We start from the raw sequence: 26,073 nt of genomic DNA, 5'->3' as shown, positions 1-26,073 counted from the left end.
CGTTACTCACCCGTCCGCCACTTTCACTTCAGTGTAGTAAACTACTCTGAAGATCACGTTCGACTTGCATGTGTTAGGCACGCCGCCAGCGTTCGTCCTGAGCCAGGATCAAACTCTCTATTATAAAGTGTTTGAGTCCGTCTTAGAACTCTCTTGGCTTTTTGATACTCTTGGTATCAACGTTGTTACAGTTAATTCTTTCTTTCTTGGCTTGTTTTCGTGTGCTATTATATTTTCAAAGATCTTGGTTTGTGCGCCGTTTCCCTGTCTCTGTGTTCTCTCTGTCTCTCTTGGCGACTCTTACTATTATACGCACATGCATACCCTATGTCAACACGTTTTTAAAACTTTTTTGACTTTTCTCGCAAGATAGTTTGAAACCCTTGAAATTCAAGGGTTTCATCGTCTCGCCTTTTAGGTAAATGCCCTGTGTAACACTATTGTTACCCCATATCCATATGTCTGAAACATCAATGTAGAATAAAATCAAAATTAAAATTAAAATGGGCGTCAGAGGATGAGTCAGGTTCAATGGTTTTAATGTTTATTTCGCGGCTTCAGGTTTCATCGTAGGAAATAGTATTACATCCCTGATACTTCTTTGGTCAGTCATCAGCATTACAAGTCTGTCGATTCCTATTCCCAGTCCTCCAGTAGGCGGAAGACCGACTTCCAGTGCGTTTATAAAGTCCTGATCATATGGATGAGCTTCATCATCGCCACTGTTCTTGTTTTCAACTTGGCTTTCGAACCTTTCCTTTTGATCTATAGGGTCATTAAGCTCTGAAAATGCATTGGCATACTCAGACCCCCTTATAAATAGTTCGAATCTCTCAGTATATTTCGGATTGCTGTAATCTTTTTTAGCCAACGGTGATATATCTACCGGATGATGAGTGACAAATGTAGGCTGAATTAATTTATCCTCTACAAAAGTGTCAAATGCCTCTTCGATGATTTTACCAATTGATGTGTGTTTTTCTATCTCAAGTCCTAGCTTGATTCCCTCTGCATATGCAGAAGACTGATCTTCAATCGAATCAAAATCAACCCCTGTATGTTCTTTTACAAGGTCTACCATTCTAGCTCTTTTAAAGGGTGGCTTGAAGCTTATCTCATCGCCTTGATACTCAACTGTATCTGTCCCTTTGATTTTAAGGGAAACATCGTATAGAAGCTCTTCCACCATCTTCATTACATCTTCGTAATCGGCATATGCCTCATAGGTCTCGAGCATCGTGAATTCCGGATTATGTGTCGGATCCATTCCTTCATTTCTAAAAACCCTGCTAAGCTCATAAACCTTGTCAAATCCGCCTACGATCAGTCTCTTTAGAGGCAGCTCCAAGGCTATTCGCAAAAACATTGGTATATCTAAGGCATTGTGGTGGGTAGCAAATGGCCTGGCATTGGCTCCACCAGCCAAATTTGACAGCACTGGAGTTTCAACCTCTAAAAATCCTCTGCCGTTTAAAAAATCTCTGATAGCATTCATTATCTTTGACCTGGTTATAAAAACGTCTTTAACTGCTGGATTCATAATGATATCTACATATCTTTGCCTGTATCTCAAGTCAGGATCTTTTAAACCATGGAATTTTTCAGGAAGTATCTGCAGCGACTTGCTCAAAAGCACTAGCTCCTCGACTCTAACAGAAACCTGTCCCATCTTTGTCTTAAATACCTCGCCTTTTATCCCAAGGATATCTCCAATGTCCAAAGTCTTTATTTCTTCGTATAATTCCTCACCAAGCAAATCCTTTTTTAAAAAAAGCTGTGTTCTGCCTGTTGAGTCCTGCAGATCGTAAAACCCGACCTTTCCCTGTCCTCTTTTTGACATGATCCTTCCGGCCAAGGAGACTTTTTTCCCTTCCATCTCTTCAAATTGCTCTTCCAAGGCTTTTGCGTAATGTGTAACGCTGTATTTTGTCTGCTTGAACGGATCATTTCCTTCTTCCATTAACTTTGCAAGTTTTTCTCTTCTGATCTGCAGAAGTTCGCTTAAATTTTCTCCGTTTTCCAACGTCAATGACTTTCCTCCTCAATACTACTTGCTTATTTCAATTATCTCCATAATGACATTCCCGTCCGGAACATCTATTATAATCTTGTCCCCTACTTTTTTGCTTATCAAGGCTGCACCGACGGGAGATTCGTTTGATATCTTATCATCCATGGGGTCAGCTTCAGCTGAACTTACTATGTGGTAAGTGAACACTTCGTCCAATCCGTCGTCTTTTACTTTCACGGTGGATCCTATGCTAACAATATCAGTGCCGATATCGTCTTCGTCAATAACCTTTGCGTTTTTAAGCTTGTGCTCGAGCTCGGCAATTCTTCCTTCGATAAACGCCTGTTCGTTTTTCGCCTCATCATACTCCGCATTCTCGCTTAAGTCGCCAAACTCTCTAGCTGTTTTAATTCTTTCAGCCACCTCTCGCCTTCTGACGGTTTTAAGCTTTTCGAGTTCATTTTCAAGTTTTTTTAATCCTTCATAAGTTAAGATCAATTCTTTCTGAGCCATATATGATTCCCCTTTTCACACTAAATAGTTTTGTCTTATTATATACCGCAAAGCAAATACCCCGATCTAAGTCATCATGGTTGCGGTTTTATTTCATGTATCTGAATATATAACTATTATTATAGTTATTTTTATAAAAAAAACAAACTTTTTTTACAAATTCTTTTGAACTGTCATATTTTCATACTCTTCTATCAATTCGAACACTTCTTCTACGCAAATCGACTTGTTTATTTTATTCCTAAAGTCTCCTGATCCTCGCACGCCTTTGGTAAACCAGGAAGCATGTTTTCTTATTTCACCTAATGCCACTTTCTCAGGCTTGCTTTTCAGTAGTTCTATAAAATATGACCTGCATTTATCTATCTTCTGTTCATCAGTAACTTTTTCATTCTGACTTGAGTTGAATACCCATGGGTTGCCTAGCGCCGCTCTTCCAATCATGACGCCATCACATCCTGTTGACTCAATCATCCTCTGAGCAGACCGTCTGCTGTCAACATCTCCATTTCCAATAACAGGAATGGAAACTGAATCCTTAACCTTTTTGATTATCTCCCAATCAGCTTTGCCTGAGTAGAACTGTTCCCTGGTCCTTCCGTGAACAGTTACCGCCGCTGCTCCAGCTTCCTGGGCAATCTTGGCGATTTCTACTGCATTTATCTGGTCTGCACTCCATCCGGCCCTGATTTTTAAAGTTATGGGCTTATCGCTCGCCTCAACTGCTCTTTCCAAAATTTCTCTTATCAGTTCCGGATTTTTCATCAGAGCAGACCCTTCTCCATTTTTCACTATCTTTGGTGCTGGACAACCTGCATTTATGTCGATCAATTCGAAATCCATTCCATTAACCTTCGTTTTGATAACGTCGTAGATAATATGAGGATCAGATCCGAAAATCTGCACCCCGCAAGGCCTATCCTTGCCTGTAGTCTCAAGAAGCTCCAAAGTTTTTTTATCGTTATAATACAATGCTTTGGCGCTTACCATCTCAGTATATGTAAGCCGGCATCCTTCTTCCACGCACATCAGTCTAAAGGGCAGATTCGTAACACCTGCCATAGGAGCCAAAAACAGCTTATCCTTAAATTCCATTTTACCTATTTTCAAACTTTCACCTGCTTGTTCCTATCGTATATCATTTTTATTCCCTTAAGAGACAATGTTGGATCGAAGATGTCTATAGCATCTGTCTCCGGGTATATTATCTTGGCATATCCTCCGGTAGCTATTACCTTAGCGTCATGTCTTCCCGTTTCTTCCTTTATTTTTTTTACAATATACTCAACCTGTCCGATATAGCCATACACCAAACCCGCTTGCATGCTGGTTATGGTGTTTCTGGCGAGAATGCTCTTGGGTTTTTCTATTTCTATGTTGGGGAGCTGGGCAGCCCTGCTCCACAAGGCATCAGCAGATATCTGGATTCCCGGAGAAGTTACAGCCGCACAGAAAACCCCCTTCTCATTGACATAATCAAAGGTGGTGGCGGTACCAAAGTCAATTACGATTGCCGGCCCTCCGTAAATAAAATACGCCCCGACCACATCGCATATTCTGTCCGCCCCTACTTCTTTTGGGTTTTCAGTCTGTATGCTTATCCCAGTTTTAATGCCCGGTTCAATAATCATTGGCTTGATATTCAAGTATTTTTTAATTCCATTCACAAGAGAATACATTATGTTTGGAACAACAGAAGATATAATTACGTCTTTTATCTTCTTTACGTCAATTTGCTTTGTATTGAGCAAGGTGATAATAAAAACCCCATACTCATCCGAGGTCTTCCTTGTATTTGTTATCATCCTCCAGGTTCCCACGAATTCGTCCTTGTCAAATAAACCTATTTCAATGTTTGTATTGCCAACATCCACTGTCATCAGCATGTTAATCACTTCTTTACTAGTTATTTATTTAATTCTATCTGTTATTGTATTGCAAAAATATCTTATACAATATAGGCACAACTATTGCCGCGCTGATCATTTCTATTATGCCATTGGATGCAAACAATACGCCAAGGGCAGTTATCAGGCCCATACCTCCCATTGCTTCAACCATATTTTGTCCATGCACTACATAAAGCATAGTCACAACCAAAATAGTATTGGTAAGCATACCCAATGCTCCGGATATCGATGCAGACAAAATATCCGGCAGGCTGAGTTTTTCATTAAGCAGATAAAAGGCTCCAGAAGCCGCAACCCCAATGAACATCCTAGGGAAAATCGACACCATGGGATGTATGAAAAAATAGTCAAAGGGGGATAGAGGCATAAATAGCGCTCTGAAAAGAGTTAGAGCCCCTGCCAAAGCACCCATTACCATGCCTGATTTGGCTCCTAAAACCAAGCCCGTCAGTATCGTGGGCAAAAACATTGCCACTGCCATGCTCACCGCAAAGTTAGGTATCACAGTGGCCATTACAAACACTATCGTCATAGCGAGCATAACCGCCATAAAGGTCAATCTGCCAGTAGTAGAAAATTTCCTTCTATTCATTTAAATTCCTCCTGTTCTCGTTCCGTTTGGATACAAGACATTTCAGTTTAGTTGCCTTTGTTTTTTGTTTTTCCTAAAAACTTTTCTACATCTACAATAAACCTCTCGTGAATTCCTTCACCTATTTTTTCAGCTTCATCGAAAGCTTCAACCTCAAACAATAGCCTTCGTCTGTCCACTTCCACCAATTTAGCTTTTCCTGTAACTTTCATTCCAACAGGAGTGGCTGCCAGATGCTTAACTTCAACTTTTGTTCCGACCGTGCTGAACCCTTCGTCCAAACCCCGTTGAGCCAATGACAAGGCGGCGTTTTCCATCAAGCCTACCATTTTCGGAGTGGCGTAAACATCTATGCTCCCACTTCCGAAAGATTTGGCAGTATCATCTTCAGTCACCACTATTTCCACGCTTAATTCTTCCCCAATCATGCTTTCGATTTTCATATCATCATTCCTCCGTTTCAGGGTATTATCCCAACACAATGCCTAAAATTTCCAAAGGTGCATCTATAAGGTGCGTGGGCATGCATCCTTCTATTTCTTCTTTTGATCCATATCCATAAAGCACCCCTATCGTATCCATGCCGATTTCCTTTGCAGCTTCAAGGTCAATGTTTCGGTCACCAACCATCACTGCATCCTCTGCTCTAATCCCGGCACTTTCGATTGCTTCCATGATGAAGTCTTTTTTGGTTCCTCTCTTCTGTGGAATATCATTTCCCACGATGCTGTGAAAATACTTGCTTAAGCCGTAATGTTCCATCTGGGTCACCGCATATGTTTCCGGCTTGTTGGTTGCAATCATCATTACTATGTTTTTATCCATCAATGTCTCTAGAAGCTCTTTTACCCCTTCGTAGATACTGCTTTCAAACAAGCCTTTGCTAATATAGTATTTTTTGTGTTCTTTCATCGCTTCGGCTCCTTCTTTTTCTGAGAAGCCGTACTTGGTTATTATCGTCCTGCTCAGAGGCGGGCCGATCAAGCTCTTGATATTTTCTAATGAGTCTGTCATCCCTTTTGTGGCCAGCGCCTTTTGAAAAGCCTTTGCAATGCCTGTTTCCGAATCAATTATGGTTCCGTCAAGATCGAACACTATCCCCTTGTATTTCATTTTTTTGCCCTCCGCTTTTAATTTTCTCAATGCATAGATACAAGACAAACCATCCCTTTCGGGATGGTTGTTTTATTTACTCGCTGAAAAGCTCATTGAACTCCAGGCTGTTCATAGTCTCTTTTTCCAGAAGGACTTCGCTTACTTTTTCCAGCTTGTCTCTGTTGTCCTCTAGGATTTTTAGCGCTTTCTTATAGGCGTTGTCTATTATCGTTCTTATCTCCTTGTCAATAGCAGCCGCTACCTCTTCGCTGTAGTTTCTGCTTCTCGCAAGATCTTTGCCGATAAACACCTCGTCATGTTTGCTCCCAAAAGTCATTGGCCCTAGATAATCGCTCATGCCAAACTCTGTGACCATCTTTCTTGCCATTTCTGTTGCTCTCTCTATATCATTTGTAGCACCGGTGCAGATATCGTCAAGCACGATTTTTTCTGCCGCACGTCCTCCCAAAAGACCTGCAATTTCATCAGCCAACTTTGCTTTAGATATATGGCTGTTATCATTTTCAGGTAAAGCCAGGGTATAGCCCGCAGCCATCCCTCTCGGTATAATCGAAATTTCATGAACCTCATCACAATTAGGAAGAACCCTCATTACTATTGCATGTCCAGCTTCATGGACTGCAGTAATCTTTCTGTCGTGCTCAGTGATAAGCCTGCTCTTCTTCTCCGGGCCGGCTATAACCCTTTTGATTGCTTCTTCCAGCTCTTGCATTCCGATTTTCTTCTTTCGCTTTCTTGCAGCGAGCAAAGCTGACTCGTTCATAATGTTTTCAAGATCGGCTCCTGTAAATCCCGGGGTGCTCTTTGCTATTGTTCTAAGCTCAATCTCATCTTCCAAAGGCTTATCCTTAATGTGTACCTTAAGTATCTCTTCTCGTCCTTTAACGTCAGGTCTGCCTACGACTACTTGTCTGTCAAAACGTCCCGGTCTTAATAGCGCTGGGTCCAAAATATCTGGCCTATTCGTCGCTGCTATCATTATTATGCCTTCGTTGTCTCCGAAGCCATCCATCTCCACCAGCAATTGATTAAGTGTTTGCTCCCTCTCATCGTGTCCTCCGCCTAGGCCCGCTCCTCTTTGCCGACCTACCGCGTCGATTTCATCAATGAAAATTATACAAGGCGAGTTTTTCTTGGCAGTTTCGAACAGATCTCTAACCCTTGAAGCTCCTACGCCTACGAACATTTCCACAAAATCAGATCCACTAATGCTGAAAAAAGGAACTCCCGATTCACCGGCAACTGCTCTTGCCAAAAGGGTCTTACCAGTTCCCGGAGGACCCACTAGGAGAACACCTTTAGGTATTCTGGCTCCAAGCTCTAGATATCTGACAGGAGACTTAAGAAAATCTACTATTTCTTCAAGCTCTTCCTTTTCCTCATCCGCTCCTGCCACATTCTTAAAAGTAACGCCCTTCTTAGAAGGCGTATGCAGTCTGGCCTTGCTTTTTCCAAAGGACATCACTTTGCCCCCGCCTCCACCGGACTGCTGAGTAAACATCAAGAAAAACACTACCATCAGGACCACTAAAAACAGTGTGGGAAGTATGGTAACCCACCACGGAGTCTGCTCTGGTTCCAGATAGGATATGTTGATTTCTCCACCACCTTGTATGTGGCCGTTTATAAATTCGGTAAAGGAACTTGGTATGACTATACTTATGAATTCAGTTCCGTCATTCATTGTACCTTCGACTTTGTATCGGTCTATATTCACGTTTATCTCTTCAACTGAGTTATTGGTTATGCCTGTTACCAATTCATCGTATGATATGATATCAACGTCGCTTTGACCTGTGTTTATAGTTGTTACAGCCAGTATTATGATAAGAAGAACTATCATATAAAAGCTGATCATCCGCAAATATTTGTTCAAGCTCTCACTCCCCTTCGCTTATAAAATTGTGATACATTATTCTAACATACATTCTATAGAATTACAACGAAACCTAGACGTATACTTCTTCCTTTAAAACCCCTATAAATGGGAGGTTTCTGTACTTCTCGGCAAAATCAAGTCCATAGCCCACGACGAATTCATCCGGCACGGCAAAGCCCACAAAATCTATTTCGACCTCCGAGATTCTTCTCTCTGGTTTGTCCAATAGACTGCATACCTTAATAGAGTTTGTGTTTCTATCTTTGAATATCTTGATCAGATAAGATAGCGTCAGACCACTGTCGACGATATCTTCTATTATCAACAAATCCCTGCCTTCGACGCTTTTATCTAAATCCTTCAATATTCTCACTTCACCTGAGCTTCGGGTTCCGGTTCCGTAGCTGGATATGGCCATAAAATCTATTTCCAGAGGTATGTCCATGCTTTGAACCAGATCAGACATAAATAAAACAGACCCTTTCAGCACGCAGATTACCAAAGGATTTTTGCCTTTGTATTCCTCTGCCAGCTCCTTCCCAAGTTCGCTGACCCTTTTCTTCAGGGTTTTTTCATCAATCAACACATCTTTAATATCGTTAAGCATTTATTTCCTCCTGGATTTTATAAAACGCTAAGCGCATTATTTTTTTAGTATCTTCGGTGACTTTGAATTCCTCGCTTGCCGCTATGCCTGCCAGCCAGATAATCTCGTTGCCGACTTCAAACACAAGTATGCTGTCCCTATTATCGGACGGTATCTTATTATCAATTAATATCTCTTTAATTTTTCTTTTATTTTTATGCCCTAGAGGTCTTATCCTGTCTCCAGGCTTTCTCTGCCTTAAAACGATATGTTCTCCAATCGCAATAATTTTATCATAATCGAAGAGAAATTCCCCTTGTTTTTCAGGTTTTTTTTGTTTTTTATCGTTTTTTTTCAGTGCCGTTTCTACCACGATTTTTATCTTGGAAAGGACGTAGCTTTTTCCGGGATAAATCTTATATTCAAAATAGGGCGTTGCCCGGTTTGTTTTTTTTGATTCTACAGTTATCTTGTCGTAGGATCTGCGCAAAAGAAAATCATTCGGCAATGACACTGTCCAAGTAGTATCTTCTTTGTCTCCAATCTTTTCCACAGCCTTTTCAAGATGTGCGTGTTGAAATTTAATGTTATCGCAAATTTCTTTATATTTTCTTAACAGAACTTTTTTTTGCATCAGCGGTGCTTCTCTTGATAATTCATTGTAGCTTATGCTTGCCTTGTCTTTATACTTATGCCAAATCTCATCAACCTCTGCAGTTATATGCTCTTCGTACTCCCTTGCAATTTTCGACAGGTTCGCAATGCTCTCATCAATTATAGGGTTATACTTTTTTAAAAGCGGCATCAATTCATGCCTTATGCTGTTTCGGTGATAATCCGTTTCCATATTGGAAGCATCATGACGGTATGGGATTGACTTTTCGTGGCAATAATTCAAAATATCACTTTTACGTGCCAACAGCAAAGGTCGTATTACCCCATCCTCTCTTACCGGGTCTATCCCCTTGAGTCCGTTAATGCCCGTACCTCTTATTATCCTCATCAAAACAGTTTCCACCTGATCGTCCTTGTGATGTCCAGTAGCTACTTTTACGGAACCGTTTCTCCTTTTGATTAAGTTGAAGAAGTTATAGCGCACTATTCTACCCCCCTCTTCGAGAGATAGTCCTTTAAATGCACAAAACCCCTTGATGTCTGCGCTTAACACCTTAAGCTGTATTCCGTTATTATCGCAGTAATCCCTGACGAGCATTTCGTCCAAGTCTGATTCTCCGCCCCTTAAATTGTGGTTTATGTGGGCGGCGATTATTTTTATGTAGTTGCTTTTGCTAAATTCTTTTAGAATATGTAAAAGGGCCATGGAATCCGCCCCCCCAGAAATGCCTGCAACAACAGTATCTCCCCTGCAAATCATTTCATTTTGCCGTATGTAATTCAAAATCATTCTTTCCATTGACCCACCGACTTTATACTTTTATAATTGTATTCTACATTTTTTCTCTTTCGGATTCAACAGGTAAAAACAGCGACTCCGATTCTTAAACCCAAATAATAATCAGCATAAAAAAAAGCCCATTCTCATGAACTTAAAAAAATGGTGGTCGCAATAGGGCTCGAACCTATGACCCCCTGCTTGTAAGGCAGGTGCTCTCCCAGCTGAGCTATGCGACCAAAGTGTAAGCCAAAGACAAAAGCCTTCGACTTCTCCAGTTAAATGAACGACCTATGTCTGCGCAAATAACCGTTTATTAAATTTAATGGTGACCCCTAGGGGACTCGAACCCCTGTTACCGCCGTGAAAGGGCGGTGTCTTAACCGCTTGACCAAGGGGCCTGGTTAATTAAATATGGTAGCGGCGAACGGATTTGAACCGCTGACACTACGGGTATGAACCGTATGCTCTAGCCAACTGAGCTACGCCGCCATGTTAAATGGTTGCGGGGACAGGATTCGAACCTGTGACCTCCGGGTTATGAGCCCGACGAGCTGCCAGCTGCTCCACCCCGCGTCGTTTGGTGCCGGAGATCGGAATCGAACCGATACGATCTTTTGGGATCGCAGGATTTTAAGTCCTGTGCGTCTGCCAGTTCCGCCACTCCGGCTCTCTTAAGAGACAAGCACCATTATAGTATATAAAAAATGCTAAGTCAATACTTTTTCTTAATTTTATTTCTTTTTATTTTATGATAAACTGAACCTTCCAGATTGTCGCTGTCACTGATTACTATTTCACTGATTTCATAACGTTCCATAAACCTTTTAATTATAGCGGCCCCCGATAGAATAATATCTGCACGCTTAGGTTCAAGGCCCTTTACACCAAGCCTTTCCTTTAAAGTCATTTGGGAAAGCCTGCGGTAAATCTTTTCAATTTCATTATAGGAAAGCCTGCTTCCATCTATCTTGTCCGGATCGTAAGATTCAAGGCCTAGCTTTATTGCTGAAAGAGTGGTAGCCGTTCCGCCAATACCTACTAAAAGCTTATCTGATACCCCATCCTCAAACTTTTTATCGAAAATATTATCTAGATGTTCTTCAAGTAGGACTATCATGCCAATATCTGGGGGATCACCTAATGGAAACTTTTCGCTTAATCGAACAGCTCCTATATCCAGGCTTTTCAAACATTTTCTTTCTCCTTCTTTTATTTGTATAAACTCAGTGCTTCCTCCTCCTACATCAATTATAAGGAAATCTCGAGACTCCAGAGAGCTGACCACTCCCAGATATCCGTACAATGCTTCGTCTTCACCAGAAATCGTCTCCACTTTGATTCCCGTCCTGTCAAAAGCCTCAGCGATAAAATCAGATTTGTTAACTGCATCTCTCAATGCGCTGGTGCCATAGGCAACAATGGCCTCCACGCCATTTTGGTCGCATATTGCCTTTACCTCCTCCAAGCCTTTCAAGTTTCTTTCCATGACCTCTCTTGAAATGATTTTGGACTTGTCCAAACCTTCCCCCATTCTAGTAAAAAAAATGTGCTTTTCCTTTTCTATGATCCTTTCACCTTCCGTTTCAGCCACCATTAGCCTCATGGAATTGGTTCCTATGTCAACAGCTGCTATTTTCAATGCTCAAAACTCCCTTTTTAAAAAAATTATTTAAAAAAAAGCACCCCTCCGGGATGCGAAATTTTATGATTGCTATCTGTTAAAACACCTGTTCTTACCCTTTTTTGCACTTTTTTTAAGAGCCTGTTGTCTTTCATCGCTGTCTTTTAAAAACTGGTTTATCTTGTCTTCAATCGTTACCGGCGCACTGCTTACAGGTACACTTTTTTTAAACCCAGAAGACTTAGGATAGGGTCGCGGTCTTGGTGCTTCTTCCTTTTTAGGCTGCGCTTGCCTGATGGAAAGTCCTACCTTACCTTCAGTTACAGAAATAACCTTTACTTTTACTGTGTCATTTACATTCAAGTGATCAGAAACTTCTTTAACATAACCGTCAGCTACTTCGGATATGTGTACGAGTCCTACCTTACCCCCTAAATCAATAAATGCTCCAAATTTCGTGATGCTTTTTACAACACCTTCAACAATTTGATCAACCTCAAATGGCATCAAAAAAATCCTCCTTGTTTATTTGTTAGTTTTTATTACTATCAGGTTCAACTTCGATAATTATTTTCTCACGGGGATAAACGAGCCCGAAGTACCGCCTCGCCAATGTCTCGATATACTCATCGGAGTGAATCTGCTCTAGCTCCTGGGTGAGTTGATCGGATTTATCTTTTTCTATTGAAATTTGTTCCTGAAGATAATCCCTTTGACTTCTCAGTTGGATCAACTGGATTTCGGTGGATACAAAATTATAAAGAAAATACCCGCATACCAATAAGACAATCAACCAAGTGGCTCTGTTGGGTTTTTTTCTCCTCTTCTTTTTCACTGGCTTTCTCCCTTAAAGAATATTAATTACATTATTCCATAAAACCATAGAAATTACAAGGTGCCAGAGGTCAATAAAGGTTATTTTTCACAATATATTCCTACTTACTGATATCTTTCCTGTACTGCATGCCTTCAAAGCTTATTTTATTGATTTCACCGTATGCTTTTTCTGCTGCTTTTTTTAGGTCTTCACCAGTGGCAGAAACCGCAAGTACACGCCCCCCGTCGGTGACGACTTTCCCATCTACAGTCTTTGTGCCGCAGTGAAAGACGATGGCTCCATCTACCTCATCGATTCCTTTTATTTCCTTGCCTACCTCGTAGTCCCCTGGATATCCTCCTGAAGCAAGAACTACGCAAACAGCCTTGTCGCTTTTCCACTTCAAGTCATTAGGAGAAAGGTTGCCCCTTACGACTTTTTCGAATATCTCTACTATGTCGGATTCCAGCCTCAACAAAACAGACTCAGTCTCAGGATCTCCGAATCTTACGTTGAATTCGAGTACTTTCGGCTTTCCGTTCTTTATCATAAGGCCGATGAACAAAACCCCTCTGAAGTCCATTCCTTCAGAAAGCAGCCCTTTCATGATAGGTTCAAGTATCTCTTTTTTCATAGTTTCTTCCAATCCATGGTCAAATAGCCTGTTTGGTGAATACGTCCCCATTCCACCGGTATTCAGCCCTTTGTCCCCGTCAAAAATCCTCTTGTAGTCTTGTGCGCTTTCCATTGGTATTATCTTTTTGCCGTCCACAAAACACAAAACTGATGCCTCGATGCCTTCCAAGAACTCTTCAAGCACCACAACTTTTCCTGAGTCTCCAAAGACCTGTTTCTCCATCATGTCTTCTAGAGCTTCCAAAGCGACATCCTTAGTTTCCGCTATTATTACACCCTTGCCCGCAGCAAGACCGTCCGCTTTTATCACTACCGGATAACCGTACTTGTCAATATCTGACACCGCATTTTGGATGTCGTCATACTCTCCATATGCCGCAGTGGGTACGTCGTACTTCATTAAAAACTTTTTCGTGAATGCCTTGCTGCCCTCAAATTGAGAACAAACCTTGTCCGGTCCAAAAACCGCAAGCCCTCTTTTATTGAATTCATCAGAAATGCCGAGCACAAGAGGAAGCTCCGGACCAACAACAGTTAAATCTATATTTTCTTTTTGAGCAAAATCCGCTAAAGCGGTAATATCGTCCACTTTGATATCAACATTCTCCGCTTGGCTCGCCGTGCCTGCATTGCCGGGAGCGCAGTAAACTTTTTTTACTTTTGGACTTTGGACTATCTTCCAGACCAAAGCATGTTCCCTTCCTCCTGAACCTACTACCAATACCTTCATTTTTATTGCTCCTTTAGTGTTTAAAATGTCTCATGCCGGTAAAAACCATGGCAATACCGTACTTGTCGCAAAGCTTAATGGAATCTTCATCCCTGATTGACCCACCAGGCTGAATGATGGCCGTAACCCCTGCTTTGTTCGCAGCTTCCACAGAATCTTCAAAGGGAAAAAACGCATCTGAGGCCAACACCGACCCAATCAAACTTTCTCCACCTTGTCTAATTGCATTTTGCAAGGCCCAAATCCTGCTTACCTGTCCCGGGCCATTTGCTATGAGCATTTTATCCTTAGCCAAACTGATTCCATTGGATTTAGTATTTTTCACCACTTTCCAGGCAAAGATCAAATCTTCCATTTCCTCTTTTGTTGGCTGTCTTTTAGTGACAACTTTTAAGTCCTCTCCCAAGAGCACGCTGTCAGTATCCTGCAGCAGGATTCCGCCCATGACTTTTTTGAGCTCATAGCCTTGATATCTCTTCTCTATGCCCTCTAATTTGAGTATCCTTATGTTCTTCTTCCTGGTGAGCACCTCAAGAGCTTCTTCGCTATAAGAAGGAGCAACCAGCACCTCAATGAAGAGTTCGTTTATTTTTTCCGCCGTTTTCTTGTCAATTTCTCCGTTTGCTACCACTATGCCTCCAAAAATAGATACAGGGTCTCCTTCGTAAGCCTTGATAAAAGCCTCATAAATGCTATCGGCACTTCCAACTCCGCAAGGGTTCGCGTGCTTAACCGCCACCACCGTAGGGGTACCGTAAAATTCCTTCAATGCCTCTAAAGCTCCGTTTGTGTCATTGATATTGTTATACGAAAGCTCCTTGCCGTGAAGCTGAACAGCATCCACCAATGTTCCGCTTTGTTTTCCGACTTCTTTATAGAAAGCCGCTTTTTGATGAGGGTTTTCACCGTATCTTAAATCCTGTACTTTTTCAAAGGTTACAGTCAAAGTCTCATCCATTGTTTCCTTGCCGGCTTGCTCTTTAAGGTAAGCGCTAATCATAGCATCGTAATTTGCCGTATGCTGGAAAACTTTTAGCGCAAGGTCGTATTTGACATCTACATCTACCGATCCCTTATCCTTAAGCTGATCTATTACCGTCTTGTAATCCACAGGGTCTGTTATGACCGCTACGTCCTTGTAATTTTTAGCAGCGGCTCTTATCATGGTCGGGCCTCCAATATCGATGTTCTCTACGGCCTCTTCCAGACTCACACCTTCTTTAGATATCGTCTCCTTGAAAGGATAAAGATTCACCGCTACGATGTCTATTGGTTGTATATTTAGCTCCTGAAGCTTTTCCATGTGGGCGGGATTGTCTCTCATGGCAAGAATTCCTCCATGTATGCCGGGATGAAGAGTCTTTACCCTGCCGTCCAAACATTCAGGAAATCCAGTCACGTCGCTTATGCCTGTAACTTTAATTTTGTTTTCCTCTAGAAGTCTTGCCGTGCCGCCTGTGGATATGATTTCCACGCCCAGATCCTCCAGGGTTTTTGCAAATTCCAACACTCCGCTTTTATCCGATACACTGATTAACGCTCTCATAAAAACCTCCTCGTTATTTTATACGCACTTTTCTTCCTTCAACTCGAATATTTCCCAGGCAATATTCCTTAACCGCTGCCGGCAGAATTTCATGCTCCACCTCCAAGACCTTCATCTGTAGAGATTTCGGATCGTCCCCATCTACGCTTACGCATTTTTGCATTACAACAGGTCCCGTGTCCGTGCCTTCGTCTACGAAATGCACAGTAGCTCCTGAGACCTTAACGCCGTACTCTATAGCCTTTTCGTGCACCTTGAGGCCATAGCATCCATCCCCACAAAACGAAGGTATCAGGGAAGGGTGAACGTTCATGATTCTATTTCTGAATTTCTTAACCATTTCTTGAGGTACAATCTTCAAATACCCTGCCAGAACAACCAAATCTATAGACTTTGCTTCAAGCAAATCCATGACCATTTTATCATAGTCAGGATCCTTGCCGGAAATATAAACAGATTCTATCCCAGCTTTTTGGGCTCTCACGAGTCCGAATGCACTTTTCTTGTTTGAAATCACGAGGGCTATTTCCCCGTAGGTATTATGCACCTTATCGATCAGGCTTTGAAGATTGCTTCCTCCACCTGAAACCAACACCGCTATGCGTTTCATCTGCACAACTCAACCCCTTCGCCTTTTTCAACGCGACCGATGACCACAGCTTTTTCTCCGATTTCGGCCAATGCACCCAATACGTTGTCTTTTTCCCTTTCCGATACAACAAGCATCAGCCCAATTCCCATATTGAATGTGGAATACATTTCCTTGTCAGAGATATTGCCTTCTCTTTGTATAAACTCGAATATAGGCAGCTTACTGATCGAATCCTTATTTATGACGGCTTTCAACCCTTCCGGCAGAGCTCTTGGCACGTTTTCGTAAAAGCCTCCACCCGTTATATGGGCTATTCCTTTTATCTCTCCGGCTTCCAATGCGGCTTTTATCGATTTTACATAAATTTTAGTGGGCGTCAAGAGCACGTTTCCGAGCTTGTCTTCAAGTTCTTTTATCTCATCCTGTAAATTGTATTTCTTGTGGTCCAACAGAAGCTTTCTCACAAGGGAAAATCCATTGGAATGAACCCCGCTGGAAGGAACTCCGATTATTACGTCCTCTTCTTCGATGGTGCTTCCGTCAATTATTTTCGATTTTTCTGCGACTCCCACTGCAAAGCCCGCCAAATCATACTCATCTTCGTGATACATATCCGGCATTTCTGCAGTCTCGCCGCCTATAAGTGCCATTTCCCCTTCAACGCAACCATCGCACACGCCTTTAACGATTTCCTCAATCACTTCGGGGTTGTTCTTGCCGCATGCTATGTAGTCCAGAAAATACAGCGGCATTGCACCTTGACAGGCTATGTCGTTGACGCACATGGCGACACAATCGATGCCTATGGTATCGTGTTTTTTCATCTTTTGGGCTATCAAGAGTTTTGTTCCCACTCCATCGGTTCCTGATATCAGCACAGGGTTTTTGTAGCCTTTAGGAAGTTCGAACATTCCCCCAAATCCTCCAAGACCGGATATCACCCCTTGGGTTTTTGTTCTCGCAACATGTTTTTTAATTCGGTCAACAGATTCGTAGCCGGCCTCTATGTCAACTCCCGAATCCTTGTATGTAAATTCCTTCATGAGAAATCCTCCTAGTCTTATTCTTCCATTACAGGCACTTCCATAGGGTAATCGCCGTCGAAGCAAGCTCTGCAGTAAGTAGTTCCTCCTCCGACGCTCTCAACCAGCCCTTCAACAGATATGAACGCCAAAGTGTCCGCTCCTATCATGTCTCTGATTTCCTCTACAGTCTTCATGGCACCCACAAGATGCTTTCTGTACGGGGTGTCGATGCCGAAGTGACAAGTATGGGCTACAGGCGGGCTGCTTACCCTAAAGTGAACCTCAGTAGCTCCAGCCTCTCTTAAAAGTTCAACTAAGTGTTTGGATGTAGTTCCCCTTACTATTGAATCATCGACTATCACGACGCGCTTCCCTTGAACATTCTCTTTAAGGGCATTAAGCTTAAGACGCACTCCCTCTTCCCTAAGCTCTTGGCTAGGCTGGATGAAGGTTCTTCCCGTATACTTGTTTTTTATAAGGCCGATTCCAAAGGGAATCCCCGAAGCTTCCGCAAATCCTATCGCTGCAGGTATGCCCGAATCTGGCACGCCTATTACTACATCTGCATTCACCATACTCTCGGCTGCAAGAATCTTGCCTGCATTATGCCTAGACAGATAAACGCTTATTCCGTCTATTACAGAATCCGGACGAGCAAAGTAGATAAGCTCAAAAATGCAAAGCCTCTTTTTGACCCAGTTGTTTTGGCTATAGCTTTTCACTCCATTTTGATCGATAATTACAATCTCTCCGGGATCTATATCTCTAATCAGCTTTGCCCCAATAGAGTCAAGAGCGCAACTTTCAGATGCGAGTACATATCCTCCGGTTTTAGTCTTTCCAAGACATAATGGCCTTAAACCATGGGGATCTCTAATACCTATAAGCTTATCCTCAGTAGTGATCACAAGAGCATAGGCTCCTTTTATGATTTCCACCATTCTCTTTATAGATTCCACAATTCCGTTTTTCAGTCCTCTAGCAATGAGATTGACTATAACCTCCGAATCGATAGTGGTCTGAAAGACGACGCCATTGTCTTCAAGCATTTCTCTCAATGCTCTTGCATTTACCAAGTTCCCGTTATGAGCAAGGGCGATCTGGCTGTTTTTATAGTTTACGACAAGAGGTTGAGCATTTTCAATGTGGCTCTCCCCTGTAGTAGAGTATCTGACGTGCCCGATTCCGATGTTTCCTTCAAGCTCATTGATGCTGTTGCCTCTGAATATTTCGCTTACCAGGCCCATTCCCTTGTGCTGTTGTATCTTGCCATCTTTGTTAGTGGCTATGCCCGCGCTTTCCTGCCCCCTGTGTTGAAGGGCGTATAATCCATAATAAACAAACTGTGCGCTTTCGATTTCTTTTTCCCTGTTATATATACCGTAAACGCCGCATTCCTCTTCCAATTTATCTTTATCAAATAGATCGATCATCTTTTCCTCCTGGTTTTATTCAATCCTGCTCAGGACTTCACGGTAGGTCTCTTCCACCTTGCCCAAGTCTCTTCTGAACCTATCTTTATCCATCTTTTCGTTTGTTTCCATATCCCATAGTCTGCAAGTGTCAGGTGAAATTTCATCCGCCAGGATTATCTCTCCGTTATGTCTTCCGAACTCTACCTTGAAATCTATAAGGTTTAGCCCTTTCTCCTTGAAGAACTCAACCAAGATTTCGTTGATTTTGAAAGTATATTCCTTTATCTTTTCAAGCTCCTCGGTAGATGCAAGGCCCATCACCCTGGCATGATACTCATTTATGATGGGATCGTGAAAATCGTCGTTCTTATAGCAAAATTCTAGAACCGTCTCGCTTAACTTCGTTCCCTCTTCAATTCCAAGCCTCTTGCTTATGGAACCGGCAGCCACGTTTCTTATTATGACTTCCAGGGGCACGATTTCTACAGCCTTGACCAATTGCTCCGTCTCAGACAAATATTTTACGAAATGTGTAGGGACTCCTTTTTTTTCGATGAGGGTAAATATGACGCTGCTTATTTTGTTGTTTACGACTCCCTTGCCGCTTATCTTTCCTTTTTTCGCACCGTCAAAAGCAGTGGCATCGTCTTTGTACTCGACAACATACAAATCTTTATTGTCAGTTTTGTATACTTTTTTAGCTTTTCCTTCATAGAGCATCTCCAGCTTTTCCATAAAAACTTCCTCCTTAGATTAAACGACGATAAGCCTCTTTTTTACAAGAGACTTATCGTGTTTTATTTAGTCTATCGCCGACTGTTTTATTATCATATGATGATTTATTTTTACAAAAATCCTTTTCGGCATATCTCCACCTCAATGAAATCAAACACCCTAACCGCTGTACTTCACCTTAATAATAGCAAACAGACAGTAATAAATCAAGGTTTTTCCGTACTATTAAAGCAATACTCAAGATAATGTTCGTGATTACCCGAAATATTTAACGCCGGATTCAAAAATCTTTTGATCTTTTTCTCCCGGTATATTCTTATAGAGACCCTCTCCAATACGTTCCGAATGCCCCATCTTCCCCAGCACCCTTCCGTCAGGGCTTGTTATTCCTTCCACAGCCCACTCTGATCCGTTTGGATTGGACAAGCCGTCACTAGCTATATCACCCTTCAAATCCACGTACTGAGTCGCAATCTGACCGTTTTTTTCCAGTTGCTGCAATACTTCCCTGCTAGCCGCAAATCTTCCCTCTCCATGGGATATGGGCACCATATGCATTTGACCCACTTCTACCTGGCTGAACCAGGGCGAAAGGTTTGAAGTTATCTTGGTTGCTGCAATTTTAGAAACGTGACGTCCTATGTGGTTGAATGTAAGCGTCGGGTCCTCTGGAGAAATCTCCCTGATTTCACCATGAGGCAAGAGCCCCAGTTTTATCAGTGCCTGGAATCCGTTGCAAATACCTAGAATCAGGCCATCTCTGTTATTTAGCAGGTTCATGACGCTGTCTTTTACGTAACCGTTTCTGAAAATTGTCGCTATGAACTTTCCAGACCCGTCTGGTTCGTCTCCTGCACTGAACCCCCCTGGGAACATAAGTATCTGGGAATTATCAATCCTTTTGATCAACTCATCAAGGGATTTGTCTATATCAGCGGCCGTCAAGTTCCTGAACACAAATGTATCAACCTGAGCTCCCGCTTTTTCAAAAACCCTCGCAGTGTCGTATTCACAGTTGGTTCCCGGGAATACGGGAATAAGAACTCTTGGTTTTGCAATCTTTGTCCCTGCCTTAGCTACAGGACCTTTGTCCCAGGCAACAGCCTTTATCTCAAGCTCTTTTTCCTCCGTTTCGGGGAAAATATTGGACAAGGGCTTTTTCCAAACTTCAAGCAGCTCCTCAATCTTTACCGATGAACCTTTCAATACAACCTTGCCGCTGTCAACTGTAAATCCAGCACAAATCGCTTTGCTGTCTTCCATGGTTGTTTCAAAGCGAGGCACCGATTCCTTAGGAACCTCTATGAGCATCGCCCCGATATTTAGCTCAAAGATCTTCTCTTCGGCAATGTCGCCAGCAAGCTCAAATCCTATATTGTTTCCAAAGGCCATCTTTCCTATGGCTTCTGCCATTCCGCCTTTTCCCAGAGCTTTTGCAGCTGCTATCACTTTGCCGTCTATCAGATTTTTGATTTTTTTATAAAGTTTTTTAAGCTCCACGAAATCAGGCACTTGTTTATCATCCCTTGCCACCTCTAAGAGGTACACTTTGGAACCTATGTTTTTAAATTCCGGAGTGATTATATTTTCCACCTTGTCGGAGGCAACTGCAAAACTTACAAGCGTGGGTGGAACATCTATTTCGTTGAAGCTTCCGGACATACTGTCCTTGCCGCCGATGGCCGCAAGAGAAAATGACTTTTGCGCCTGATATGCCCCAAGGAGGGCGCTAAAGGGTTTACCCCATCGTATCGGATCCTCACCAAGTCTTTCAAAGTACTCTTGAAAGCTGAACCTTATCTTCTCGACATCTCCACCCATAGCAACCATCTTGGCTACGGATTCAACAACGGAGTACATACCGCCATGAAATGGGCTCCATTTGAAAATTTCAGGTTGATATCCAAAACTCATAAGGCTGCAAGTTGAGGTATCCCCCTTCTCAATGGGGATTTTCCCTACCATGCCTTCAGGGGGCGTTACCATCTTCTTTCCTCCAAAAGGCATAACTACAGTACCCGCTCCAATAGTGGAGTCGAATATTTCAGACAACCCCTGCTGAGAGCAGACATTTAAATCCCTGAAGGTTTGGACAAAATCCTCTTTAAGATTTCCTCCCGAAGCCTTCCTCTTCTCAAAGCAACCTGATTTAACCGGAGATTTTACCAGTACCTTAGCATACTGCTTTGCACCGTTGGAATTCAAGAAGTCACGGCTAAGATCCAAAATCGCCTTGCCTCTCCACTTCATGACCAAGCGGCCAGTATCGGTAACCCTGGCAACTGCAGTGCCCTCAATGTTTTCCTCATTGGCATAATTTAAGAATTTATCAACGTCTTTCTTATCAACTACTACTGCCATTCTTTCCTGAGACTCTGAAATGGCAAGCTCCGTCCCATCAAGACCTTCATATTTTTTTGACACCTTGTCAAGATCTATTTCCAGGCTGTCAGCAAGCTCACCTATAGCAACAGATACTCCTCCGGCACCGAAGTCATTACACCTTTTTATCATCTTTGAAACTTTGGGATTTCTGAACAATCTTTGAATCTTTCTCTCTTCTGGGGGATTACCCTTTTGCACTTCTGCCCCACAGCTTAAAATAGATTCCTCTGTATGAACCTTCGAGGATCCCGTAGCTCCTCCGCAGCCATCCCTTCCCGTTCTTCCGCCGATGAGCAGTATGACATCCCCCACCACCGGCACTTCTCTTACAACATTTTCTTTTGGCGCAGCACCAATAACGGCACCTATTTCCATTCTCTTAGCAACGTAACCTTCGTCGTAAATCTCAGTAACTTGTCCTGTAGCCAAGCCGATTTGATTCCCGTAGGAGCTGAATCCTCTAGCCGCTTCCTTGGAGATTTTTCTTTGGGGCAGCTTCCCGTTCATCGTCTCTTTTATCGGCTTTCTAGGGTCAGCAGCTCCCGTCACTCGCATGGACTGGTATACATAGCTTCTTCCGGACAATGGATCCCTAATTGCCCCTCCCAGACAGGTCGCAGCTCCACCGAAAGGCTCTATTTCAGTAGGGTGGTTATGTGTTTCGTTTTTAAACATTAAAAGCCACTTCTCGTCTTTTCCGTCAATATCCACATCTATGTTCACGCTACAGGCATTGATCTCTTCCGATTGATCGAGATCCTTCAAATTTCCGTTTTTCCTCTCCAGCTTCATGTTGATGACGGCCATGTCCATAAGGGTCACAGGTCTATTTTGATCTCCATAAATCATTTTTCTCGTATCCAGGTAGTCTTTGTAAGCACCCTTCACATCTTCGGAGTATACTCCTTCTTCTATCTCAACATCTGTTATCTCCGTTAAAAAAGTGGTATGTCTGCAGTGATCCGACCAATATGTGTCGATAACCTTAAGCTCTGTTATCGTCGGATTTCTATCCTCGTCTTTTTTATAGTATTCCTGCACGAAAAGTATATCGTCATCGCTCATTGCAAAGCCCTTCTTAGACTTGTACCTAAGCAGCTCTTCTCTGCTTAATTCCACAAAGCCCTCTACCACTTCCACATCGGCGACTTCAACAGACTCGTCCTCAAGGGATTTAGGCATGGAAAGAGAAGCCTCTCTTGAGTCAACAGGGTTTATCAGGTAATCCTTGATGAGATCGAAATCCATCTCAGTTATATCTCCTTTAAGGACAATAAGCTTTGCGACCTTGAGCCTTACATCCTGCCCGTGAGTTATTATCCTGATTCCCTGAGACGCCCAATCTGCCCTTTGATCATACTGTCCAGGCAAATACTCAACAGGAATGACCCTTTCCCCATCTTCGAGGACAAAATCTCCTTCCCATATATCATCGGCATTAGGCTCTGCGAGCACTGTCTTTTTAATCATCTCGAATTGGTCAAAATCCTCAAGGCTTATATCGTATCTATTTATAACCCTCACATCAACCAGGCTTTGAATTTCCAAAGTTTCTTTAAATTCTTTCAATAGATGAAGACCTTCAACATTGAAGCCTTCCTTTTTCTCTACGAATACTCTTCGAATCTCTTTGTTCATGTTCAACCACCTTTTATTTTTTCTATTTACATATTAAATTATGCGAACATTTTTTTCAAGTTTTTTATTAATATCCGTATTTTTATTTCCATGTCCTTTTGATATAATTGTACATGAGGAGGGATATAATGTACATAAGACATTTGGCCCACAGCGGTTTTTTGGTCGTCCACGAAAAGTATGCCTTGCTATTCGACTGTATTGAAGAACCGGACTTAGAAGAGATCAAGGACAAGGACATAGTCTTTTTTGCTAGTCATAGCCACAAGGACCACTTTTCACCCGATATCGCAAGGAAGCTATCTAACTACCATACCACCTACATACTAGGTTATGACATCGAAGACAGAATTTCAACAAATCGGATATGGATCATGAATCCATATGATGAAGTCACACTAGGTGCTTTATACATAAAGGCTTTCGGAAGCACTGACAGGGGCGTTTCCTTTTACCTAAGGCTGGATGGCAAAAGCTATTTCCACAGCGGAGATCTAAACTGGTGGCACTGGAAGAGAATGAAGGAAGACGAGCTTGCTGCAGAGGAATCTGATTTTAAAAACGAACTCGAAAAAATCCGAGGTCTTGAAATCGATTTTGCTTTTGTTCCCGTAGACCCAAGGCTCGAGGAATTCGGCTTGCTTGCCGCCGACTATTTTATAAAAACCCTTTCACCAGAGCATCTAGTACCCATGCATTCCTTTGGAGATTACGGCTACTACAATGACCTCGATAAGAAAATTTCACTTAACGATACCGTATTGTTGACTCCGTCAGGGAAAAATCAGATTATATTTAAAGAGCAGCCTTAAGGCTGCTCTTTAACTTTGTACATATTTTGGGCTTCTTCCTTTTTAACATGTTCAGTCAGGCTCTCCACAACAACAGTCATTGTTCTCGCACCCAATGTGATGGCGATTTCGTCACCGACCTTAATATCCGTTCCGGCTTTTGCCGCATTTCCATTGACCGTTATCTTTCCTTTGTCACAAGCTTCTTTTGCAAGAGTCCTGCGCTTGATAAGCCTGCTGGTTTTTAGATATTTATCAAGTCTCATATGTCACCTCAATTTTTTAAAAAAAAACGGGACTATAAAGTCCCGAAGAAAAATTACTTGTTAATTGAATCTTTTAAAGCTTTTCCCGCTTTAAATCCTGGTGCTTTGGAAGCAGGAATTATCAATTCTTCCATAGTCTTCGGATTTCTTCCTTTTCTTTCAGCTCTTTCTCTAACGTCAAAGGTTCCAAAACCTACCAAGGATACTTTATCTCCTTTTTGCAACTCTTCGGTCACAACATCGATAAATGCATTCAACGCCTTTTCGCAGTCTTTTTTAGCAATATCCGTCTTTTCAGTCATTGCAGCAATTAATTCAGCTTTGTTCATTTTTCACCCTCCTGATTTCTTATAATAAATTTATAATTGAGATATTTTCTTGGAAATCAAGAAAATATTTATCCCTTCATTCAAAGCCCTTTTTCCTTGGCATCTTTCCAGTAGAAGTCAAGCTCATCTAGGCTCAACTCCTTCATGAGCATCCCTTTCTTTGAAACCTGAGCTTCAACGTGCTTGTACCTTCGAATAAATTTGTCAGTCGCCCCCTGCAGAGACTCTCTGAAGTCCACTTTGGCCAGTCTCAAAACATTGATCACGGCAAACAATAGATCTCCTGACTCTTCATCGATTTTTTTCTTGTCATCTTCAAGAAGCGCCTTTTCAAGTTCTTCCGCTTCTTCTCTGACCTTTGCAAGAGCATCTGTAGGATCTTCCCAGTCAAAGCCTGTTAGAGACGCTTTTTTTTGAGCCTTCTCAGCCCTCAGATACACCGGAAAGCTATTGGGGAGATTGTCCATTTGTTCAGACACCTTCTCATATCCCTTTTCCTCCCGCTTTATCTTTTCCCAAACTTCCATAGAAAATTCTTCTCTGCTTTCGTTGCCAAAAACGTGGGGATGCCTGTTGACAAGCTTTGCATTTATGGACTCCACAACTTCACCCAGGTCAAAGAGATGTTCTTCTTTTGCAATCTGACTTACAAATACGACCTGCAGCAACAAATCACCCAACTCTTCGCAGATATCATCGATATCATCCCGTTCTATGGCATCAACCACTTCATAGGCTTCTTCGATGATATACTTTCTCAGAGAAGCGAATGTCTGCTCTCTGTCCCAGGGACAACCATCTTCGCTCCTAAGTCTTTCCATGGTTTCAAGCAGCAATTCCATGCTCCTTGGATTTTTCGCCTTTTCAGGAGGTATATAGAGACTCGTCAGGTAGTCGATATCTTCAGATCTATCGATTTCATAAAGCTTGACCTTTTCAATCTTTTCACCTATTATCCCTGCCTTGTGAACGAGGAAAACTTCCTTGTCTTGGGGATAATGACTATCCATCAAAAACAACTTTAACTCGGAGGCCACAAAATTATTGTATACTTGAGTTACGATGATGCCGGAATGAGTTTCAAATGCTTTGGCATTTATGGAAAGTGCATCCACGACATAAAGGCCGTATATAGGGTCTATGCGAAGCGACGCCGCCATGGAATCCAGGAAACTCAAGGCCGACACTACTTTAACCTCGACTTTGTCTTGTTCATTATCTAACATTTCAAGGAGTATTTCAACACTTTTTTCAGCAAAGCAAGGATGCCCAGGCACCGCATACACCGTTTGATGGTTATTTACGCAGACATTTGACAATTCAACAGCTATAGCTTTGTAAACTTCTTCGAAGCTGTCACATTTTTCATAGAAGCTGTCAAAGGTTTCGAATTTTACCCCTTCCCCAGCAAGCTCTTCGGCGGCTGGATGCTTTACAGTCCTTAGATAAAGGTTTTTGCTGTTTTTGATTATTTTATATGTTTCAAGGGTCATTTGCCCTAGACCTCCGGGCCCTAGACCGACTATGTAGATAGTATTTTTCAT

At 42.2% G+C, this 26,073-nt stretch carries 24 protein-coding genes, 5 tRNA genes and 1 rRNA gene; 1 reads left to right on the top strand and 29 read right to left on the bottom strand.

Translation table 11 applies throughout. The features are described from left to right. The 26 genes from BUB93_RS08735 to BUB93_RS08610 all read right to left on the bottom strand — a co-directional run. A 16S ribosomal RNA gene (locus BUB93_RS08735) occupies nt 1-124 on the bottom strand; the annotation flags it as partial. A gap of 420 nt (nt 125-544) precedes the next feature. Further along, nucleotides 545-1,960: a lysine--tRNA ligase gene (gene lysS / locus BUB93_RS08730; RefSeq protein WP_084117166.1), complete on the bottom strand. Its 1,416-nt coding sequence runs from the start codon at nt 1,958-1,960 to the stop codon at nt 545-547. An 87-nt stretch (nt 1,961-2,047) separates the two neighbouring features. Then, a complete protein-coding gene (greA, locus tag BUB93_RS08725) occupies nt 2,048-2,524 on the bottom strand; it encodes a transcription elongation factor GreA (RefSeq protein ID WP_073271152.1) in 477 nt (158 codons plus the stop codon). Between the two features lie 153 nt (nt 2,525-2,677). Then, nucleotides 2,678-3,634 carry a tRNA dihydrouridine synthase DusB gene (dusB, locus tag BUB93_RS08720; protein WP_073271150.1) on the bottom strand — a complete coding sequence of 319 codons (957 nt, stop codon included), beginning with the start codon at nt 3,632-3,634 and terminating at the stop codon, nt 2,678-2,680. Continuing rightward, nucleotides 3,631-4,410: a type III pantothenate kinase gene (locus BUB93_RS08715; protein WP_073271149.1), complete on the bottom strand. Its 780-nt coding sequence runs from the start codon at nt 4,408-4,410 to the stop codon at nt 3,631-3,633. Before BUB93_RS08715 ends, dusB begins: the two co-directional genes overlap by 4 nt. A 34-nt stretch (nt 4,411-4,444) precedes the next feature. Continuing rightward, nucleotides 4,445-5,026 (bottom strand): ECF transporter S component, encoded by a 582-nt coding sequence (locus BUB93_RS08710; protein ID WP_073271147.1) that lies wholly within the window; start codon nt 5,024-5,026, stop codon nt 4,445-4,447. A gap of 47 nt (nt 5,027-5,073) precedes the next feature. Next, nucleotides 5,074-5,469: a thioesterase family protein gene (locus tag BUB93_RS08705; protein WP_073271145.1), complete on the bottom strand. Its 396-nt coding sequence runs from the start codon at nt 5,467-5,469 to the stop codon at nt 5,074-5,076. Nucleotides 5,470-5,494: 25 nt separating this feature from the next. Further along, nucleotides 5,495-6,139 carry an HAD hydrolase-like protein gene (locus BUB93_RS08700; protein WP_073271143.1) on the bottom strand — a complete coding sequence of 215 codons (645 nt, stop codon included), beginning with the start codon at nt 6,137-6,139 and terminating at the stop codon, nt 5,495-5,497. 76 nt (nt 6,140-6,215) lie between these two features. After that, the gene (gene ftsH / locus BUB93_RS08695; RefSeq protein ID WP_423230806.1) at nt 6,216-8,018 is read right to left on the bottom strand and encodes an ATP-dependent zinc metalloprotease FtsH; all 1,803 of its coding nucleotides are present in this window, start codon (nt 8,016-8,018) and stop codon (nt 6,216-6,218) included. 73 nt (nt 8,019-8,091) lie between these two features. Further along, on the bottom strand, nt 8,092-8,628 hold the full coding sequence (gene hpt / locus BUB93_RS08690; RefSeq protein WP_073271141.1) for a hypoxanthine phosphoribosyltransferase: 537 nt from the start codon (nt 8,626-8,628) through the stop codon (nt 8,092-8,094). Beyond that, on the bottom strand, nt 8,621-10,021 hold the full coding sequence (gene tilS, locus BUB93_RS08685) for a tRNA lysidine(34) synthetase TilS (protein WP_073271139.1): 1,401 nt from the start codon (nt 10,019-10,021) through the stop codon (nt 8,621-8,623). The genes hpt and tilS overlap by 8 nt, the downstream gene beginning before the upstream one ends. Nucleotides 10,022-10,163: 142 nt before the next feature. Beyond that, nucleotides 10,164-10,239: transfer RNA gene (locus BUB93_RS08680), tRNA-Val, on the bottom strand. An 87-nt stretch (nt 10,240-10,326) separates the two neighbouring features. After that, nucleotides 10,327-10,401: transfer RNA gene (locus BUB93_RS08675), tRNA-Glu, on the bottom strand. A 14-nt stretch (nt 10,402-10,415) separates the two neighbouring features. Then, nucleotides 10,416-10,492, bottom strand: a tRNA-Met gene (locus BUB93_RS08670). Between the two features lie 8 nt (nt 10,493-10,500). Continuing rightward, nucleotides 10,501-10,576: transfer RNA gene (locus tag BUB93_RS08665), tRNA-Met, on the bottom strand. A gap of 5 nt (nt 10,577-10,581) precedes the next feature. Further along, nucleotides 10,582-10,670 (bottom strand) — tRNA-Leu (locus BUB93_RS08660). A gap of 45 nt (nt 10,671-10,715) precedes the next feature. After that, entirely contained in the window at nt 10,716-11,642 is a 927-nt protein-coding gene (locus BUB93_RS08655; protein ID WP_073271138.1) for a Ppx/GppA phosphatase family protein, read from the bottom strand. Between the two features lie 72 nt (nt 11,643-11,714). After that, complete coding sequence (locus tag BUB93_RS08650; RefSeq protein ID WP_073271136.1) at nt 11,715-12,131, bottom strand: S1 RNA-binding domain-containing protein; 417 nt, start codon at nt 12,129-12,131, stop codon at nt 11,715-11,717. 25 nt (nt 12,132-12,156) lie between these two features. Further along, nucleotides 12,157-12,459 (bottom strand): FtsB family cell division protein, encoded by a 303-nt coding sequence (locus BUB93_RS08645; RefSeq protein WP_073271134.1) that lies wholly within the window; start codon nt 12,457-12,459, stop codon nt 12,157-12,159. A gap of 100 nt (nt 12,460-12,559) precedes the next feature. Next, complete coding sequence (purD, locus tag BUB93_RS08640; RefSeq protein WP_073271132.1) at nt 12,560-13,807, bottom strand: phosphoribosylamine--glycine ligase; 1,248 nt, start codon at nt 13,805-13,807, stop codon at nt 12,560-12,562. Between the two features lie 13 nt (nt 13,808-13,820). After that, complete coding sequence (gene purH / locus BUB93_RS08635) at nt 13,821-15,353, bottom strand: bifunctional phosphoribosylaminoimidazolecarboxamide formyltransferase/IMP cyclohydrolase (RefSeq protein ID WP_073271130.1); 1,533 nt, start codon at nt 15,351-15,353, stop codon at nt 13,821-13,823. Between the two features lie 13 nt (nt 15,354-15,366). Next, on the bottom strand, nt 15,367-15,963 hold the full coding sequence (purN, locus tag BUB93_RS08630) for a phosphoribosylglycinamide formyltransferase (RefSeq protein WP_073271128.1): 597 nt from the start codon (nt 15,961-15,963) through the stop codon (nt 15,367-15,369). Continuing rightward, entirely contained in the window at nt 15,960-16,988 is a 1,029-nt protein-coding gene (purM, locus tag BUB93_RS08625) for a phosphoribosylformylglycinamidine cyclo-ligase (RefSeq protein WP_073271126.1), read from the bottom strand. The genes purN and purM overlap by 4 nt, the downstream gene beginning before the upstream one ends. A gap of 17 nt (nt 16,989-17,005) precedes the next feature. Then, complete coding sequence (gene purF / locus BUB93_RS08620) at nt 17,006-18,403, bottom strand: amidophosphoribosyltransferase (RefSeq protein WP_073271124.1); 1,398 nt, start codon at nt 18,401-18,403, stop codon at nt 17,006-17,008. A 15-nt stretch (nt 18,404-18,418) separates the two neighbouring features. Continuing rightward, nucleotides 18,419-19,120 (bottom strand): phosphoribosylaminoimidazolesuccinocarboxamide synthase, encoded by a 702-nt coding sequence (purC, locus tag BUB93_RS08615; protein ID WP_073271123.1) that lies wholly within the window; start codon nt 19,118-19,120, stop codon nt 18,419-18,421. A gap of 255 nt (nt 19,121-19,375) precedes the next feature. Next, the gene (locus BUB93_RS08610) at nt 19,376-23,143 is read right to left on the bottom strand and encodes a phosphoribosylformylglycinamidine synthase (protein ID WP_073271122.1); all 3,768 of its coding nucleotides are present in this window, start codon (nt 23,141-23,143) and stop codon (nt 19,376-19,378) included. Nucleotides 23,144-23,271: 128 nt separating this feature from the next. On the opposite strand from BUB93_RS08610, the gene BUB93_RS08605 reads away from it, so the two are divergent. Further along, entirely contained in the window at nt 23,272-23,955 is a 684-nt protein-coding gene (locus BUB93_RS08605; protein ID WP_084117162.1) for an MBL fold metallo-hydrolase, read from the top strand. Here the strand turns inward: BUB93_RS08605 and BUB93_RS08600 are convergent. From BUB93_RS08600 to yabN, 3 genes are all read right to left on the bottom strand, one after another. Beyond that, on the bottom strand, nt 23,952-24,200 hold the full coding sequence (locus BUB93_RS08600) for an RNA-binding S4 domain-containing protein (protein WP_073271118.1): 249 nt from the start codon (nt 24,198-24,200) through the stop codon (nt 23,952-23,954). The two genes, BUB93_RS08605 and BUB93_RS08600, sit on opposite strands and share 4 nt — an antisense overlap. Before the next feature lie 53 nt (nt 24,201-24,253). Further along, nucleotides 24,254-24,529: an HU family DNA-binding protein gene (locus BUB93_RS08595; protein WP_073271116.1), complete on the bottom strand. Its 276-nt coding sequence runs from the start codon at nt 24,527-24,529 to the stop codon at nt 24,254-24,256. Between the two features lie 80 nt (nt 24,530-24,609). Next, nucleotides 24,610-26,073: a bifunctional methyltransferase/pyrophosphohydrolase YabN gene (gene yabN / locus BUB93_RS08590; RefSeq protein ID WP_073271114.1), complete on the bottom strand. Its 1,464-nt coding sequence runs from the start codon at nt 26,071-26,073 to the stop codon at nt 24,610-24,612.

The sequence above is a fragment of the Alkalibacter saccharofermentans DSM 14828 genome (assembly GCF_900128885.1).
GTDB classification, from domain to species: domain Bacteria; phylum Bacillota; class Clostridia; order Eubacteriales; family Alkalibacteraceae; genus Alkalibacter; species Alkalibacter saccharofermentans.
This window is presented reverse-complemented; position numbering and strand designations above follow the sequence as displayed.

Bases quoted from the DNA above. Each gene is read 5' to 3' on its own strand.
- lysS (WP_084117166.1), bottom strand. From the start codon at position 1,960: ATGGAAGAAGGAAATGATCCGTTCAAGCAGACAAAATACAGCGTTACA.
- greA (WP_073271152.1), bottom strand. From the start codon at position 2,524: ATGGCTCAGAAAGAATTGATCTTAACTTATGAAGGATTAAAAAAACTT.
- BUB93_RS08715 (WP_073271149.1), bottom strand. From the start codon at position 4,410: ATGCTGATGACAGTGGATGTTGGCAATACAAACATTGAAATAGGTTTA.
- BUB93_RS08710 (WP_073271147.1), bottom strand. From the start codon at position 5,026: ATGAATAGAAGGAAATTTTCTACTACTGGCAGATTGACCTTTATGGCG.
- BUB93_RS08705 (WP_073271145.1), bottom strand. From the start codon at position 5,469: ATGAAAATCGAAAGCATGATTGGGGAAGAATTAAGCGTGGAAATAGTG.
- BUB93_RS08700 (WP_073271143.1), bottom strand. From the start codon at position 6,139: ATGAAATACAAGGGGATAGTGTTCGATCTTGACGGAACCATAATTGAT.
- hpt (WP_073271141.1), bottom strand. From the start codon at position 8,628: ATGCTTAACGATATTAAAGATGTGTTGATTGATGAAAAAACCCTGAAG.
- tilS (WP_073271139.1), bottom strand. From the start codon at position 10,021: ATGGAAAGAATGATTTTGAATTACATACGGCAAAATGAAATGATTTGC.
- BUB93_RS08650 (WP_073271136.1), bottom strand. From the start codon at position 12,131: ATGCCATTTGAGGTTGATCAAATTGTTGAAGGTGTTGTAAAAAGCATC.
- purD (WP_073271132.1), bottom strand. From the start codon at position 13,807: ATGAAGGTATTGGTAGTAGGTTCAGGAGGAAGGGAACATGCTTTGGTC.
- purH (WP_073271130.1), bottom strand. From the start codon at position 15,353: ATGAGAGCGTTAATCAGTGTATCGGATAAAAGCGGAGTGTTGGAATTT.
- purN (WP_073271128.1), bottom strand. From the start codon at position 15,963: ATGAAACGCATAGCGGTGTTGGTTTCAGGTGGAGGAAGCAATCTTCAA.
- purM (WP_073271126.1), bottom strand. From the start codon at position 16,988: ATGAAGGAATTTACATACAAGGATTCGGGAGTTGACATAGAGGCCGGC.
- purF (WP_073271124.1), bottom strand. From the start codon at position 18,403: ATGATCGATCTATTTGATAAAGATAAATTGGAAGAGGAATGCGGCGTT.
- purC (WP_073271123.1), bottom strand. From the start codon at position 19,120: ATGGAAAAGCTGGAGATGCTCTATGAAGGAAAAGCTAAAAAAGTATAC.
- BUB93_RS08610 (WP_073271122.1), bottom strand. From the start codon at position 23,143: ATGAACAAAGAGATTCGAAGAGTATTCGTAGAGAAAAAGGAAGGCTTC.
- BUB93_RS08605 (WP_084117162.1), top strand. From the start codon at position 23,272: ATGTACATAAGACATTTGGCCCACAGCGGTTTTTTGGTCGTCCACGAA.
- BUB93_RS08600 (WP_073271118.1), bottom strand. From the start codon at position 24,200: ATGAGACTTGATAAATATCTAAAAACCAGCAGGCTTATCAAGCGCAGG.
- BUB93_RS08595 (WP_073271116.1), bottom strand. From the start codon at position 24,529: ATGAACAAAGCTGAATTAATTGCTGCAATGACTGAAAAGACGGATATT.
- yabN (WP_073271114.1), bottom strand. From the start codon at position 26,073: ATGAAAAATACTATCTACATAGTCGGTCTAGGGCCCGGAGGTCTAGGG.